6 protein-coding genes are annotated in these 16,752 nt (G+C 73.0%); all 6 read left to right on the top strand.

Annotated elements, in window-relative coordinates:
- The first annotated feature begins 296 nt into the window (after positions 1–296).
- Genes ACFY1S_RS26735 through ACFY1S_RS26710 form a run of 6 tightly spaced genes read left to right on the top strand, consistent with a single transcriptional unit; the run spans position 297 to position 15,525 of the window.
- Positions 297–3,761 (top strand): condensation domain-containing protein, encoded by a 3,465-nt coding sequence (locus ACFY1S_RS26735; protein WP_387123299.1) that lies wholly within the window; start codon positions 297–299, stop codon positions 3,759–3,761.
- Positions 3,751–9,177, top strand: coding sequence for an SDR family NAD(P)-dependent oxidoreductase (locus ACFY1S_RS26730; RefSeq protein ID WP_387123297.1), 5,427 nt, complete (start codon positions 3,751–3,753; stop codon positions 9,175–9,177). The genes ACFY1S_RS26735 and ACFY1S_RS26730 overlap by 11 nt, the downstream gene beginning before the upstream one ends.
- Positions 9,174–11,537 carry a lantibiotic dehydratase gene (locus ACFY1S_RS26725; RefSeq protein WP_387123295.1) on the top strand — a complete coding sequence of 788 codons (2,364 nt, stop codon included), beginning with the start codon at positions 9,174–9,176 and terminating at the stop codon, positions 11,535–11,537. Before ACFY1S_RS26730 ends, ACFY1S_RS26725 begins: the two co-directional genes overlap by 4 nt.
- Complete coding sequence (locus ACFY1S_RS26720; protein ID WP_387123293.1) at positions 11,538–11,963, top strand: phosphopantetheine-binding protein; 426 nt, start codon at positions 11,538–11,540, stop codon at positions 11,961–11,963.
- Complete coding sequence (locus ACFY1S_RS26715; RefSeq protein ID WP_387123291.1) at positions 11,960–14,713, top strand: amino acid adenylation domain-containing protein; 2,754 nt, start codon at positions 11,960–11,962, stop codon at positions 14,711–14,713. The genes ACFY1S_RS26720 and ACFY1S_RS26715 overlap by 4 nt, the downstream gene beginning before the upstream one ends.
- The gene (locus ACFY1S_RS26710) at positions 14,710–15,525 is read left to right on the top strand and encodes a hypothetical protein (protein WP_387123289.1); all 816 of its coding nucleotides are present in this window, start codon (positions 14,710–14,712) and stop codon (positions 15,523–15,525) included. The genes ACFY1S_RS26715 and ACFY1S_RS26710 overlap by 4 nt, the downstream gene beginning before the upstream one ends.
- Positions 15,526–16,752: the final 1,227 nt, after the last annotated feature.

Raw genomic sequence — 16,752 nt, 5'->3', positions numbered from 1 at the left:
AAAAATGCCGGAACCGGTTGGCGTCGGTCCATGATGGCGCGGGAATTGCGGGGGCGCTTGCTCATGGTTGCTGCCCACACCAGCGCCAGCCCGAGAGGCACGACGACGCGGGAGCACGGAATTCGCCCCTGCGGCAATTGGCGAGAAGCCACGCATTCCCGGGAGTCAGCACCATTCGAGGGCGGCGGAATGCCGACCGGACCTCACCCTGGCGACGACACCGCGCGTCCTCGTACCCGCTTTCAACGGACGGAGCACTACCGATGGCGGACCGCCCGCATGGATCGCCTGGCGGCGTGTCACTCGACGATCTCTGGTGGGAGGCGGCCGGGCCACCGGAGAGCGAGGAGGACGAGGCCGAGGGCTTCCTCACGCTGGGTGGGCAGTCCCTCGCCGCCCTCCGGTTCGTGGCGGCGGCCCGGGAACGGCTGGGCCTGGAGGTCCCGCTGGCGCTGCTGATGCGCGACAACGCCTCCCTCACCGACGTTCGCGCACGGGCGCAGTCCGTGCCGGCGACCTCGCCCGTACCGGCGCCGTCCACCGCGCCCGGGCACGAAACCCCCTACCGCTCGCCGCTGGCCCCCAGCCAGCGCCGGCTGTGGGTGCTCAGCCGGCTGCATCCCGAGTCCGCCGCCTACAACGTGGTGACGGCGCTCCGCCTGGGCGGCAGCGTGCGGGTCGCCGCGCTGCGCACAGCCCTGTGCGACGTGGTGCGGCGTCACGACGCGCTGCGCGCGTGGGTGACCGACGAGCCGGATCTGCGGTACGACGAGGACGCCCGGCCGGAGCTGACGGTCGAGGACGCCGACGGTCCGCTGACCCCCTCGACGATCGAGGAGTTCGTCAGGCGGGTGTCGGCTGTCACGATCCCGATGGGCCAGGCGCCCATGCTGCGCGCGGGGCTGCTGCGCGCGGCCGACGCCGACGACGCGTGCCTGGTGCTCTCGATGCACCACATCATCTCCGACCAGGCGACAGTGGACATCGTCGTGGCCGATCTCGCCACCGCGTACGCCGCCCGTTCGGCGGGTACGGCCCCCGACTTCGTCCCCGCCCCCAGCTTCGCCGCGTACGCCGAGGCCGAGACCCGACTGGTGGGCGGCACCGCCTGGCAGGCCGACCTGCGGTACTGGCGGGACCTTCTCGCCGAGGTGCGGGAGAGCTCGAAGCTGCCTGTCGCCCAGTCGATGGTCCCCTCACTGCGCGGCGCGCACCAGGAGGCGGCGCTGGGCGCCGAACGTACGGGCCGGGTGGACCGGTTCCTGCGTACCCACGGATTCACCCCGGCGGTGCTCCTGCTGGGTTGCCTGGCCGTCGTCCTGACCCGCTGGAGCGGTACCGACCAGGTGGTGGTCGGCATGCCGGCGAGCCGCCGCCGCTCGGCGGGCGAGCATGAGCTGGTCGGCTTCCTGATCGAGACCGTCCCGGTGCTGCTGGACATCGGCCGCCGCGCCGACCTGCTCGATGTGCTGCACCATGTCCGGGACCGTCACGTCGGCGCCATCACCCATGCGACACCGACCTTCGACGCCGTGCTCGCCGAGCTGGACCTGCCCGCGCGGCCGCTCGGCAACCCGTTGTTCCAGGTCTGGTTCAACGACCTCACGCAGAGCGCCGCGCTGCCCCGCTTCCCCGAGCTGGAGGTGCGGGCGCAGCCGGTGGCGGGCGACGGCGCGCTGTTCGACCTCAACCTGTACCTGCACCGCGACGGCGTCGACGGGTTCCGCGTCGAGCTGATCCACGCCGCGGACCGGGTCCGGCCCGCTCTGGCCCGGGAGATTCTCGACCAGTGCCTGCTCGTGCTCGACCAGATGCTGACCGACGTCCACGTGTCTCCTCGGGCGGTCTCCCTGGTCACCGCCGCGCGGCGGGAGCGTTCGCCGCTGGCGGACCCGCCACCTGTCGACGCCGGGGCCGGCACCTGGTCCCCCGCGCGCGCCCTGGGTGGCGGGGCTGATGACACCGCGCTGCACACGGTCGAGGGTCCCCTGGCGTACGGCGCGCTCGACGCCGCAGTCGAGGACCTTCGTGCCCGGTTGGCCGCCGCCGGCGTGACGCCGGGGCAGGTGGTGGAGATCCGTGGCCGGCGAAGCGCCGCCCTGGCGACGGCGCTGCTCGCCGGCTGGCGCGCGGGAGCGGTGATCGCTCTGGTCGACGCGGCGCTGCCCGAGGCGCGCCTGGCCCAGCAGCACCGACAGCTCCAGCCGGCGGCCGTGATCGACGTACCCGCGCAGGCGCTCGCACCGCCGACGCTGCGTGGCGGCGTCGCGCGACCCCGGACGCTGCCCGGCGCGAGTCATGTCCTGTTCACGTCGGGCAGCGGCGGAATCCCCGCCGGAGTGGTGGTCGGTCCGCGGCCGCTGAGCGCGGCCCTCGCCTGGTACGAGGCCACGGTCCGGCCGACCGCCGCCGACCGGTTCGCGCTGGTCGGCGGGATCGGTCACGACCCGGTGCTCCGCGATCTGCTCGTCGCGCTTCACGTCGGGGCGAGCGTGGCGGTGCCTCCCGAGGCGGTGCTCACCGACCCGGCCGCGCTGCTGCGCTTCCTCACCGACCAGCGGGTAACCGTGCTGCACGCCACCCCCGGCCTGCTGGAGCTGCTCGTCGCCGCGCACCACTCGACGCCCGGGATCCGGTTGGACTCGCTGCGGTTCGTGCTCAGCGGCGGCGCGCCCCTCACCGCCGGACTGGTCCGTCGCCTGCGGCAGCTCACCCCCGCCGCCGTGGTCAACGGCTACGGCACCACCGAGACCCCGCAGCTGGCCGCCTGTCACCAGGTCCTGGGGCACGGCGTGTCCGCCGACGAGGCGCTGTCCGGGTGGGCCGACGACGAGGTGCTGCCGCACGGGCGGGGCGTCGCGGGCACCGAACTGCTCGTCCTGACCGACGACGACCGGGACGCCGGTGCGGGCGAGCCGGGCGAGATCGTGGTGACCGGTCCCCTGCTCGCCCAGGGTTACCTGGACGACAGTGGACCGGCGGAGCGCTTCGGCACCGGCCCCGACGGTCGGCCGACCTTCCGGACCGGTGACATCGGTCGTGTCGACCCGGACGGCGGGGTCCAGTTCGTCGGCCGGCGCGACCGTCAGATCGACGTCGACGGTCACCGCCTGGACCTGGCCGAGGTGGAGGCCGCCGCGCGCCGCGCCGGCCCGGTGGCGCAGGCCGTCGCCGGGACCGTCACCACCGCCGCCGGCCCCGTCCTGGCCCTCCAGGTCGTCCCCCGGCCCGACACCACCGTCGACCCACTCGCGCTGCGGTCGCACCTGCTGTCACAGCTGCCGGGGTACGCCGTGCCGGCCCGGATCGACGTCCGCAGACGCCTCGCCACCAGCGCCAACCACAAGGTGGTGTTCCACCCCGCCGACCTCGCACCCACCGACACCGACGAGTCGGCGGCCCGGCGCGACGCCCCGGCCACCGACACCCAGCGCTGGCTGATCGACCTGATCGCCGGGGTCATCGGCCGGCGGATCGGTCTCGACGAGCACTTCTTCGAAGCCGGGCTCACCTCGATGCGCCTGCTTCAGGTGCACGCGCTGCTGGCCGACGCCATGCCCGACCCACCTCCGGCGACGGCGTTCTTCGCCCATCCGACAGTTCGCCAGATCACCGCGCTGCTCGCCGGAGTGTCCGCGACCACCGGGCCGGCGGCGCCCCTGCGGCGCGAGACGGGACCGCAGGGCGCCGGCGACCGGCGCCGGGCCGTCCGGACCCAGTTGAACCAGGAGCGGAAGGGACAGTCGGGCCATGGACGATGAACTCGAGCCCATCGCGGTGATCGGCATGGCCGGGCGGTTCCCGGGCGCCGACGACGTGGAGCAGTTCTGGCGCAACATCAGCGCGGGTCGGGAGTCGATCCGGTTCCTGTCCGAGGACGAACTGCTGGCCGCCGGAGTTCCCCGCTCCACCCTCGACGACCCCACGTACGTGCGGGCGGTCGCCGAAGCCGCGCACCTGGACATGTTCGACGCCGCGCTGTTCGGGATGTCCGCTCGGGAGGCGCGCACCAGCGACCCGCAGTTGCGGCTGTTCCTGGAGACGGCGCACGCCGCGGTGGAGAACGCGGGCTACGACCCGGACTCGGTGACCGACGTCGGGGTCTTCGGCGCCGCGGGCACCAACCGGTACGTCGACCTGTATCTGCGCCCGGACCCGACGGCGGCCACCGGCATCACCGGCCTCGCGGTCGGCACCTGGAACAACCTCGGCTCACTTGCCACCATGGTGTCGTACAAGTTGGACTTCACCGGGCCGGCCATGAGTGTCCAGACAGCCTGCTCCAGCTCACTTGTCGCCATCCACCAGGCGGTGTCCGCCATCCGCAACGGGGAGTGCGAACTCGCCCTGGCCGGCGGCGTCGAGGTCGAGCTGCCGCTGACCCACGGGCACCGGTGGGCGATGGACGGACCGTTCAGCCGGGACGGGCACTGCCGGCCCTTCGACGCGGCGGCCAGCGGCACGATCTTCGGCAGCGGCGTGGGTGTCGTGGTGCTCAAGAAGCTCTCCCGGGCGCTCGCCGACGGTGACGCGGTGCGAGCAGTCGTCCGGGCCACAGCCGTCAACAACGACGGCGCCCGGAAGGTCGGCTTCACCGCCCCCGGGGTCACCGGCCAGACCAACGTGGTGCTGGAGGCCATGATGATGGCCGAGGCGGACGTACGCCACGTCGGGCTGGTCGAGGCGCACGCCACCGGGACGATGCTGGGCGACCCGATCGAGGTGGCCGCCCTGCTGGCCGCGTACCGCCGGCTGGGGCACCCGGGCGACGGCACGGTGGCCCTCAGCTCCGTCAAGGCAAACGTCGGTCACCTGGGCCACGCGGCAGGTGTCACCTCCTTCATCCGTGCCGTGCTCAGTCTGGAGCGGGAGAAGATCGCGCCCACCATCAACGTGAGCGCCGCCAACTCCAAGCTGGAGCTGGACGGCTCGCCCTTCCACCTGCCCACCGAACCCACAGCCTGGCCACGCCGTCCCGACCAGCCCCGGCTGGCCGCGGTCAGCTCCCTCGGCATCGGCGGCACCAACGCCCACGCGGTGCTCCAGGAAGCGCCCCTGCGGGTGACCGAGCCGGCCGTCACCCGACCCCGCCTGCTGGTCTGGTCGGCGGCGACGACCGCCGCCCGGGACACCTACCAGGAGCGGATCAGGACCCATCTGGCCGATCACGGCGAGCAGACGTTCGCGGCGACCGTCTCGACCCTGCAGCACGGCCGCCGTGCCTACCCGCACCGGGCCGCCCTGGTCGCCGAGAGCGCCGCCGAGGCGGTCACCGGGCTCAGCCCGGACGCCCCGAACGCGATCATCCGGGGCGCCGGTGAGCGGCGGGAACTGGCCTTCCTCTTCCCCGGCCAGGGCGCGCAGCACGCCGGTATGGTGCGGGACCTGTACCAGCAGGAGCCACGCTTCGCCGAGGCCCTCGACGAGACGCTGCACCTCTTCTCGGCCGCCGGCGCGGACGTCGCACAGGCCTGGCGTACGGGTGACGACACCCGCCTGGCGAGCACCTCCGTCGCGCAGCCACTGCTGTTCGCTGTGGAGTACGCGCTGGCGCGGCTGTGGCGCTCGTGGGGAGTCGTACCGCACCGCCTCCTGGGCCACAGTGTCGGCGAGCTCACCGCTGCCGCCGTCGCCGAGGTGGTCAGCCTCTCCGACGCCGTCACGCTGGTCGCGGCCCGCGCCCGGGCCATGGAGCGGATGCCGGCCGGTGGGATGCTCGCCGTCGCCGCGCCCGCGGACGAGCTGGCCGGCCTGCTGTCGGCGCGGGTCGGGATCGCGGCGGTGAACGGGCCCCGGCAGACCGTGCTTGCCGGTCCGCACGACGCGCTGGCCGAGCTGGCCGCCCCGCTGCGGGAACGCGGCCTGCGCAGTCGCCCGATCCGCACCGCGCACGCCTTCCACACCGAGGCCATGCGCGCGGCGGCCGACGAGTTCCGCGCCGCCTTCGCCGACATCACGCTGCGCCCGCCGCGAATCCCGATCGTCTCGGCCGCCACCGGCGCGACGATGACCGCGCGGCAGGCGACGGACCCGACGTTCTGGGCCGACCAGCTCGTCGAACCCGTGCTCTTCGGACCCGCGCTGGAACATCTGCTCGACCAGGGGCCGCAGCTGCTGATCGAGGTGGGGCCGGGCCAGACCCTCACCTCGTTGAGCCGGTCGCACCGCGCCCTGGCCGAGGGCGGGCACACGGCCGTGGCGTCGCTGCCGGCCCGGCGTCCGAACCCCGGCGAGGACCAGATCGCGCTCCTGCGCTCCCTCGCCGCCGTCTGGACCGACGGACACGACGCGGACTGGCACGCGGTCGGGCAGGGGCGGCAGGTCATCCGTACGCCGCTGCCGGCCTACCCGTACCAGCGGGAGCGGTTCTGGGCGGACACGCCCGCCGCCACCGCCGCACCGATCTCGCCCACGCCCGAGGCGCCCCCTACCGAACGCGCCGAAGTGGCACCACCGACAGTCGACCCGACGGAGGAGCAGTTGACCGCCGACACCCCAGTGGACGAGTCCCCGTTCTCGGTGCCCTGCTGGGTGCAGGCGCCCCGCCGGGCGGACCGTGGCCACGACGCGGCGCCGCACGCGCTGCTGCTGGCCGAGGAGGACCGGGCCCGCGAGCTGACAGTCGCCCTGCAACGGGCCGGGATCAGGGTGGTGCCGGTTCCGGCCGATCGCGGATCCGGCTCCGCCGAGCGCTCCTTCCACCTGCCCGTACGACGTCGGGGCGAACTGGCGGACCTGCTGCGGGACGTCGCGGCGGCGGGCCGGCAGCCGCTCATGCTGGTGCACGCGTGGAGTCTGTCGGACGAGGTGGTCGACCGCGCCGACCCGGCCGCGCTGCAACAGCCCTTCCGGGAGCTGCACGAGGTGGCGCGGCTGGTGTCCCGGGCACCCGGGGTGGCGGACGGCGCCCGCATCGTCGTGCTGACCCGCGAGGCCGTCGACATCAGCGGCGCCGAGGGGGTACGCCCGGAGCAGGCCCTGTTGCCGCCGCTGGTCAGGACGATCGCCGACGAGGACAGCCGGCTGACCGTACGCCTGATCGACCTCGGTGGGCGGGTGACCGACGACGACCTCGCCGGGGAGTTGGCGGACCAGGACGGCTCGCCTGTCGTCGCGCTGCGCGGCGACCTGCGGTGGGTGCCCGCCGAGCGGCAGCTGGAGGTGGTGTCCGGGTCGTCGCCCACCATCCGCCGCAACGGGGTGTACCTGATCACCGGCGGCGGTGGAGGACTCGGCATCGAGGTGGCCCGCGGCCTCGCGAGAACCGGCCAGCAGCCGACTCTCGTCCTGGTGGGTCGGACCGGGTCGGTGTCGGACGACGTGGTCGACGAACTCGGCGCGCTCGGTGCGACGGTGCAGGTCCACGGCTGCGACATCGCCGACACGCAAGCACTGGGCCGCGTCGTCGACGAGGTGACCCGGCGGTGGGGTCCGGTCAACGGTGTCCTGCACCTGGCCGGCCGGGTCGGCTCCGGCACGGTCCAGTTCACCGACGCGGCGGACAGCGAGGCGACCTTCGCACCCAAGATGGCAGGTGCGCTGAGCATCGAGAAGGTCTTCCACGGCCGCCAACGGCTGGACTTCCTCGTCTGCTTCTCCAGCCGCGCCGCGCTGGAGGGCCAGCCGGGCGGCGCGGACTACGCCGCGGCCAACGCCTACCTGGACACCTTCGTCCGCGACACGCCCCTCGCCGCCGACCGCCTGCTGAGCATCGACTGGCCTGCCTGGCACGGCGTGGGCATGGCGGCGAGCGGGATGCTCCGCTCCGCCGGCCGGACGCCGGCCCGCAGCTGGCAGACGGTGCTGAGCGCGGAGAACGACCCGGTGACCGACGAGCATCGGCTGGGCACCGTGCCTGTGGTGCCGGGCACCCGACACCTCGACCTGGTGGTCGAGGCGTTCCGGGCCGAGATCCTGGACGGGGCCGAGGAGCCGGTCCAGCTGACCGACGTCGTGTTCCAGCGGATGCTGGAGCTGACCTCGCCGCGCCGGGTGGAGGTGGCCTTCAACCCCGAGGGTGAGAGCTGGGCGTTCTCGGTCTCCTCGGCGCCGCCGACCACCTCCTCCCCCACCGACGTGCAGACTCACGTACGGGGACGGATCGCCGCGTGGCGTCCCGACCCGGACGCCCCGGCACCGCGCCGGGTGGACCTGGCCGCGCTGCGCGCCACCCTGACCGAGCACCGCCCTCTCCCACCGTTCGGCAGCGACCGGCAGGCGTTCACGCTGGGCCCCCGCTGGCGCACCTACCACCAGGTCCAGACCGACCCGTCCGGTGACAACCAACTGCTCGTGCTGGCGTTGCCCGAGGACTACCAGGACGAGGCCCGCCAGCACGCCGTGCACCCGACGCTCATGGACGCCGCCACCACCTCGGTTCGTGACCTGGACCGGGACGACATCCACGTCCCCTTCATGTACCGCTCGGCGGTGGTGCACGGCCGGCTGCCGGGTCGCATCTTCAGTCACATCCGCCGCCGGCCGGACGCCCCGGCCAACAGCATCGTGGCGGACCTCGACGTCCTCGACGAGGACGGCACCGTCCTGGTCGAGGTGCGGGGCTTCACGATGCGCCGCGCCGCCGACCCGGCCGCCCTGGTGTCACCGCGCGGGTCGGACGAGGCCGCCGCCGGGAACGTCGGTGTCCCGCCCGAGGTCGGTGTGGACCTGCTGATGGCCCTGCTGGCGGCGCGTACCCCCCGGCAGGTGGCGGTCCGCCGGTTCCGCGGCGGTCGTCCCGAGCCGTCGTCGCCCGAGGCGGACACGACGCAGGTACGGCAGGTGGTGCCAGCGCCGCGGCCGGTGCCGGCGCCCCGGCCGCCGGCGTCGGCGAACGGCCGGCACGAACCGCCGACGCTGGCGGCGCCCGCCGTCCCGGCGCCCCCACAGATGCCCGCCGCCGAGCCGACGCCGGCACCGGCCACCACGGAGCCGACACCGCCGGCCGGCGAGCTGGCCGACCAGGTACGTGAGCTGTGGACGGCGGCGACCGGCGTCGTCGACCTCAGCGACGACCACGACTTCTTCGCCCTGGGTGGTGATTCGCTGATCGCCGTGGAGCTGATGTCGCAGGTCCGGGACCGCTTCGGCGTGGACCTGAGCATCGGCGCCATCTTCGACTACTCCACTCTCGGCAGCTTCACCGAGGAGCTGCGCCGGTTGGGGGCCGGACGATGACCGCCGAACACCTGCTCCGCCTCGGCGGCAGCGACTGGTCGATCTGGAGACAGTCGGTGCTCCGCAGCGCCGGCTTCCCCGCAGCCGAGGTCGGCCGGCTCAGCAGTGTCGAGCTGGCGGCGGCGGCCGACAGGTTCGCGTCGGGCGAGGGCAGCCGGGACGACTACCAGGCCGCGTACGACCTCGCGACGACCGACCTGTCGGAGCAGATCCGGCGGATCGCCCGTGACCCGGCGTTCCGCGAGGCGGTGGCCTGGCAGAACAGGGCACTCATCGCCGACTGTGTCGACAAGGCCGCCGCCGGGGAGCCGCGCAACGTCCGGGGCCGCAACCACGAGTCGGCGATCGCCAGTTACTGGCAGCGCTACTGCGTCAAGAACGACACCATCGGCTTCTTCGGTCCGGTGGGGTGGGCGCACTGGTCCACCGACGACGCCGCGACGCGGGTCCGGCCCGGCCGTGACCTGCTCGCCCGGCGTACGACGTACTTCGAGGTGTGGGCTGTGGACGCGGTGGCCCGGGCGTTGGAACAGGACCCGAAGCTGCTGCCGTGGCTGCCGCCCCGCCGGGTCAACTCGTTCGACCTGGTCGGCCGGACCCTGCACCGCAGCAGCCGACCGCCGGTCCTGCTGACCGAGACGGAGGCCGAACTCGTCGGCCTCAGCGACGGCACCAGGACCGCCCGGGAGGTGGCCGAGGAGGTCCTCTGGTCGGGTCACCCAGACCTCGACACCGAGCAGGACGTCCTCGACCAGCTCGTGGCGCTGCGGGAGCGAGGGCTTCTGCACCTCGGCCTGGAGGTCGCGATCTCCGCCCGCCCCGAACGGGAGTTGATCGAACGACTCGAACGGGTGGGCGACCCGGTGGTCCGCGAGGAGGTGCTGTCCCGCGTCTGTCGTCTCCTGCACGCCCGGGACGCGGTCGCCGCCGCGGCCGGGGACGAGGCGAAGCTCGTGGTCGCGCTGGAGCAGGCCGCCGCGGTGTTCGAGGAGTCCGCAGGCGTGCAGGCGGCGCGACGGCCGGGGCAGACCTACGCGGGACGCACCATCCTCTACGAGGACACCGTGCGCGACGTGGACGTCCGCCTCGGCACCCAGGTGATGGACGCCCTGGCCCCGCCGCTGGCGCTGCTGTTGCAGAGCGCCCGCTGGTTCGTCGCCGAGGCGACCCGCGAGTACCGGGCGGTGTTCGACCAGGCGTACGAGCTGGCACGCGCGCGCTCCGGAAACGCCCCACCGTCCCTGGCGGCGGTCGTGGCGGCGGCCACCCCGCAGCTGTTCTTCTCCCTGCGTGAGCTGCCGCCACCGGTGGCGAGGGCCGTCAGTGGACTCCAGCGGCGGTGGCAGGAGATCCTGGCGCCCTCCCGGCAGACACGTTCGCACCAGGTGCGTGCCGAGGACATCGCGGAGCGGGTCGCCGAACTCTTCGCCGCGCCGGAGCCCGCCTGGGCGGCAGCCGTGCACCACGCCCCGGACCTGATGATCGCCGCCGACGGTCCCGAGGCGATCGCCCGCGGCGAGTTCCTGCTCGTCCTCGGCGAGCTGCACCTGGCGTCGAACACCGTCGAGAGCCGCCTCTTCGTCGAGCAGCACGAGGACCCGTCCTGGCTGTTCCGGGCGGACGAGGCGGACCACCGCGACCGCAGGGTGTACCTGTCCTCACCCAAGCACTGGCAGGCGGTGAACTCCCGCACGTACCCGCCGTCGGCGTTGCTGTCGCCCCGCTACACGTACTGGTCGCTGCACCCCGACGCCGGCGGCACCCCGGCGGAGCCGCTGCCGGCGGCGCGCCTCGTGGTGCGGCGGGCCACCGACGGCCGGCTCGAGGTGCGGACCCGTGACGGCGCCCGGCACTTCGACCTGCTCGAGGTGGTGGGCGAACTACTCTCCGCCGCCATCGTGAACGGGTTCAAGCCGCTGCCGCCTGCCGCGCACCGACCCAGGATCGCGATCGACAGGCTGGTGCTCGCGCGTGAGTCGTGGACGGTGGACGCCACCGACCTGCGCTGGGCGTCCATCAAGAAGGAGCCGGACCGGTTCCTGGCCGCCCGCGCCTGGCGCGCCGAACTCGGCCTGCCGGAGCGGGCGTTCTACAAGGTGCCGGTCGAGGACAAGCCGGTCTTCGTCGACTTCACGAGCCTGGTGCTGGTGAACCTGTTCGCCAAGGCGGTACGGCGGACCGCGGAGGCGCGGCAGACCACGTTCACCGTCTCGGAGATGCTGCCGGACCTCGACCAGACCTGGCTGACCGATGCCGACGGCGCCGGCTACACGGCGGAGGTGCGCGTCGTGGCTGTCGACCCGGCCGCCGGCACCGCCGGCCCGGAACCCACCGATCCTCGCGCCGAAAGGGACATGTAGGTGCTGGAAGAAGAGTTGGTCGACTATCTCCGTCAACTGCTGCCCGACTACATGGTGCCGTCGGCTGTCGTCACGCTTGACGCCCTGCCGCAGACGCCCAACCACAAGGTGGACCTCAACGCCCTGCCGGCGGTCACTGTCGAGACGCGGGCCGACGGCTCGCCCCGCGACGACCTGGAGCGGGACCTGACCGGCCTGTGGGCGCAGCTGCTCAACCGGGACCAGGTGGGCGTGCACAACGACTTCTTCCGGATCGGGGGCAACTCTCTGCAGGTGATGCGGGTGATCGCGCACGTGCGCCGGACGTACGGGGTCGGTGTGCCGGCCAGCTACCTGTTCGAGCAGCCGACCGTGGCGGCGCTCGCCGCACGGGTGAGGGAGGCGTCGGCCGTGGGACCGGCCGGCGCGGAAGGGCAGGACTCGTGACGTCGACCTCCGAGCCGTCGTTCGGCCAGGAGCGGATCTGGCTCCTGGAGCAGCTGCTGCCGGACACGTTGATGCACCACCTCACCCTCGCGTACGAGATCCGGGGGCCGCTCGATCCGGCGGTGCTCGGCCGCGCCGCCGATGCCGTGGTGCGGCGACACGCGGCGCTGCGTACCACCTTCCACGATCGCGACGGCCGTCCCTTCGTGACCGTGCACGACACCGCGCCACCCGTGCTGCGTGTGGTGCCTCTGGCGTCCTTCGACGAGTGGGCGGACCTGGCCGAGGCGGAGATCGGGGCGAGGTTCGACATCTCCGAACTGCCGCTGCTGCGGATGACCGTGTTCCGGATCGCTGAGGACCACCACGTCCTCCTGATCGTCCTGCACCACATCGTCGCGGACGGTGCGAGTCTGGGCGTGCTCCTCGACGAGCTCTCCGAGGCGTACGTCGCCCTGCGCGACGGCGAACCGTGGCGGCCGGCGGAGCTGCCGACCACCTACCAGCGGCACGTCGAGGAGCAGCGGGCCACCGCGGCGGACGGCTCCTGGGCCGAGGACCTCGCCTACTGGCGGGAGCGCCTGCACGACGCCCCCGCCATCTTCACCATGCCGGGGGCCGCCCCACGCCCGAGCCGCCCGACGCTGTCGTCGCACAAGGCACAGGCGTCGCTCACCGACGAGGACGCCGCCGCGTTGCGGGAGTTCGCCCGCCGGCAGCGGGTGTCGCCGGCGATGGTCCTGTCGGCCGCGTGGGTGGCCACCCTGAGCCGGCACAGCGGGGAGCGGGACATCCTGATCGGCACCTCGGTGTCCGGTCGTGACCGCGCCGAGCTGCGCGGCCTGATCGGTCTCTTCATGGACGTGGTGACACTGCGGGTGCAACTGCCCACCGGCACGAGCTTCGCCGACCTGGTCACCCGGGTACGCGACGAGACGCTGACCGCCATGATGCACCGTCGTCCACCGTTCACCGCGGTGGTGGCCGAACTCGGCGGCGAGCGGAGCCTGGCGTACAACCCGGTCTACCAGGTCCTGTTCAACAACGCCTCGCGTCCGTCGGAGGCGTTCGACGACGTACCCGAGCTGGTTTGTCGACGGTTGCCGCTGGCCTCCGGGACGATCCAGACCGATCTCGAGATGGTCGTGGCCCCCGGGGCCGACCAGCGCACGTACCTCAAGCTGGAGGTCAGCGCGGACCTGTACGCGGAGAACATGCCCGCCCTTCTGCTGGACCACATGGTCAACCTGCTCCGCGACGGGATGGCCGCGCCGGACACCCCGGTGGAGCGGCTCAGCCTGATGAACGAGGAGCAGCGCGCGGACCTGCTGCGTCTCTGCGCGCCGCCGTCCACTCCCCTGCCCGACGTGCGCAGCGTCCTGGAGCTGGTGCGCGCCTCGATCGACAGGCGGCCCGACGCGCCGGCGATCCACAGCGGGAGCCGCCGGTTCACCTACGCCGAGCTGGGGCGGCACGTCGGCCGGCTCGCCGACCGGTTGGCGCGGCAGGGGGTGACCCGTGGTGACGTGGTCGCCGTCCATTTCGACCGGTCCGTGGAGGCCCTGCTCGCGATGCTGGCGAGCTGGCAGCTCGGAGCGGCGTACCTGCCGGTGGACCCGACGTACCCCCGGCGCCGGATCGAGTTCATCCTGCGCGACGCGAAGGCCCAGGTGATCGTCACCGGTCCGGCGACCGCGCCGGACACCTTCTCCGCCCTCGGCGCGCGTGTCGTCGTGGTGGACGAGGTCGACGGCGACGCCGCCGACGCTCCGCCGCTGGGCGTCCCGCAGGGCGGTGACGGCGAGGACCCGGCGTACGTCATCTACACCTCCGGCTCCACCGGGCAGCCCAAGGGTGTCAACGTGCCGCATCGCGCGGTGGTGAACTTCCTGACCTCGATGGCGCGCCGGCCGGGCCTGACCCAGGACGACGTGATGCTCGCCCTGACCAGCCCGTCCTTCGACATCTCCGTGTTGGAGCTGTTCCTGCCCCTGACGGTCGGCGCTCGGATCGCGCTCGCGTCGACCGACGACGCGCGCGACCCGCAACGCCTGCTGGACCTGCTCACCGAGGAACGGGTGACAGTGGCACAGGCGACGCCGGTGACCTGGGACGCCGTCCTGGCGCTGGCCCCTGCGGACCTGCGCCTGCGCGTGGCGCTCTGCGGCGGCGAGGCGCTCACCCGCCCGCTGGCGAACCGGCTGTGCGCGGTCGCCGACGAGGTGTGGAACATGTACGGCCCGACGGAGACGACTGTGTGGTCGCTGATCGCCCGGGTGCGTCCGGGGCCCGAGGACGAGGTCGTGCCGATCGGCCGCCCGATCCAGAACACCTCCGCGTGGGTGCTCAACGCCGACGGCGCGGTGCTGCCGGCAGGTGTGGTGGGTGAGCTGCACCTGGGCGGGAGTGGCGTGGCGCTCGGCTACCGGGGCCGTCCGGGGCTGACGGACCAGCGCTTCGTCGAGGGACCGCCGGAGACCGGCGCCGAACGCCTCTACCGGACCGGCGATCTGGTGCGCCTGCGCCCCGACGGCGACTTCGAGTTCCTCGGTCGGGCCGACTCGCAGGTCAAGATCCGGGGTCACCGGATCGAGGTGGACGAGATCGCCAGCCTGCTGCGCCGGCACCCCCGCGTGAAGGACGCCGTGGTCGTGACCCGCGACGACGGGTCCGGTAACACCCAACTGCTGGCCTACGTGGTGCCCGCCGGGCCCCGCGTGCCCGCCGCCCGGACGAACGGATCGAGATGACGATGAACACCACGTGGCGGGTTCTCGCCCCGGGACCCAGCGATCGCGTGCTCCTCGCCGTGGACTTCGGCCCCGGACGACGCGAGGCCGGTTTCGGCGACCTGGTCGCCAACCTCGCACCGGAACCCGTGGTGTGGGAGACGGTGTTCGCCGCGCAGACCGGTGACCTGGTCGCCGGCACGGATCCCGACCGCTGCCTGAACCGCTGGCTCGACGACGTTGCTGACGCCGAGCTGGAGGTGAGCGGGGTGCTCGGCTACTGCGCCGGCGGCACGTTGGCCCGCCAGGCGGCCGGCCTGCTGCGTACGCGCGGTCTGCCCGAGCCTCCGGTCGTGCTGCTCGATCCCAACGACGTCGACGGCGCACTGATCCAGGACCTCTTCGCCACGTCGGTGGAGGGTTACGCGGGTCTGCTGTCGGACGACGAGATCCGGGACGCCCTCGCCGCCGCCGAGGGTTTCACCGGCACCCTCGGGCCGGACATCGGCAGGCAGTCGCCCACGGCGCTGGCCGAGGCGATGCGCGGCCTCCAGGCCGTGTACGACGAGGTCGTCCACACCGTGTGCAGGATGTTGGAAGCCGACGACGAGGTGGGCCGGGAGTTCTCGGAGCGGTTCTCCGCGTTCCTCGGCTACCTGGTCACCGCCGGACGTGCGGGCGCGGCCCGGGGTGGCGCGGAGACGGTCATCGTGTCCGAACGCCACGACCTGCCCGCCGGGTTCGGCGTCGCGGACCACCGTCTCCCGGTGCCGCGCGCGACGCTGCTCGCCGATCCCACAGTCGCGCGCATCGTGGCGGAGGCACTGCGCTGAGCGGCCCGCTGGCGCCACCCCGAGCGCCGTCGACGCCACCACCAGGTACGCGATGGGGTCAGTCGCCACCGCGTCCGGTGCCCGGCACGTCCATTCCTCTACGGAACGCCACATGACGAACCCGCGCTGTGGCAAACGGTAGTCGTCTCTCGATGGCGGAAGTCGCCGCCCTGGGCATCGCATGGGTGACGGTCATCGTCGGAACAGATCAACTCTGCTGCACGGATCGGCAATCCCCGCGGGTCGTTCGCTCCTGATTGGGAGCCGACCCGCGACAGTGCAGGACGTGAAATGCTCTCGTGGAAGTTCCTGTTCGAACATGATTGCCGGGCACCGGCGACAGGCCGTGATCCGCCGTTCGCAGTCGGCCGAGCACGCTCTCCGCTGCCTCATTAGCGCTAGTCAAGTTCGGTCAGGGCGTCGTACCGGTGTGTGTTTCGGACACGGCGACGAACGCCGTCGCTCTCGCGCGAGATCTCATCCCGACTCGATGGCCTGAGACAGTAGCGAGATGGCCGGCTGGTACGGCGTCGCGGGCACCACCGGCACGCCGACCCGCGAGATGGTCACGGAGCCGCGAGATGCGACTGGCGGAGCTGCCGGCGAGCGTATCCGGCACCCATCCACTGAAGACGTTCGCCAAAAATCCCGAACGATCCGTCAGCAACTTTCATGACGGCATCGCCGTGATTGCGGGAGGCATTCGGTCGCCGCCGAGGTGCCCGGGTCGCACGTAACCAGCATGCACCCGCACGGACCGAGGTGGCACGCAGGCCAGGTCGCCACGCGACTCACGGCCACCGCCCGCTGTGACCGGCGTGGTCGGCGACGTCGGTGCCGACCCGCGAAGCGAACAGGTCGCGCGCCTGGACGCCGGGCGGGGCCTCCCGACCGCCGGGCACGACCCGGGTGGGCCGTCGCGCCGACCCGCCCCGGCAGCACCCGCCTGAGGTGCGCGAAGGTCACGACCCAGCGTCCACAGTGCTCAAGCGCCAGGCGCGGCCACGATCCGCGCCTGGCTGACGCCGCAGCCCTGGGGGGAGGGCCTCGGCAGCCGGACCCACCGGCCGCAACGACGAAGGTGCCGGCGGTCAGCGGACTGAGTAGACATTACCTGCAACTGGCGTCGGCCATGTGCCCCGTTTCGCCATCACCTGCCCGCGCCACCGACTCGTATTACCCAACGCTCATCGCGCGGCACAGGCAGCTATGTCGGTACACCGGTCA

Source organism: Micromonospora sp. NPDC000663 (genome assembly GCF_042898105.1).
Lineage (GTDB): Bacteria > Actinomycetota > Actinomycetes > Mycobacteriales > Micromonosporaceae > Micromonospora.
The sequence above is the reverse complement of the archived record's forward strand: the minus strand, read 5'-3'. Positions and strand labels throughout refer to the sequence as shown.

Coding starts and splice junctions, on each gene's coding strand:
- ACFY1S_RS26730 (WP_387123297.1), top strand. CDS start 3,751: ATGGACGATGAACTCGAGCCCATCGCGGTGATCGGCATGGCCGGGCGG.
- ACFY1S_RS26725 (WP_387123295.1), top strand. CDS start 9,174: ATGACCGCCGAACACCTGCTCCGCCTCGGCGGCAGCGACTGGTCGATC.
- ACFY1S_RS26710 (WP_387123289.1), top strand. CDS start 14,710: ATGACGATGAACACCACGTGGCGGGTTCTCGCCCCGGGACCCAGCGAT.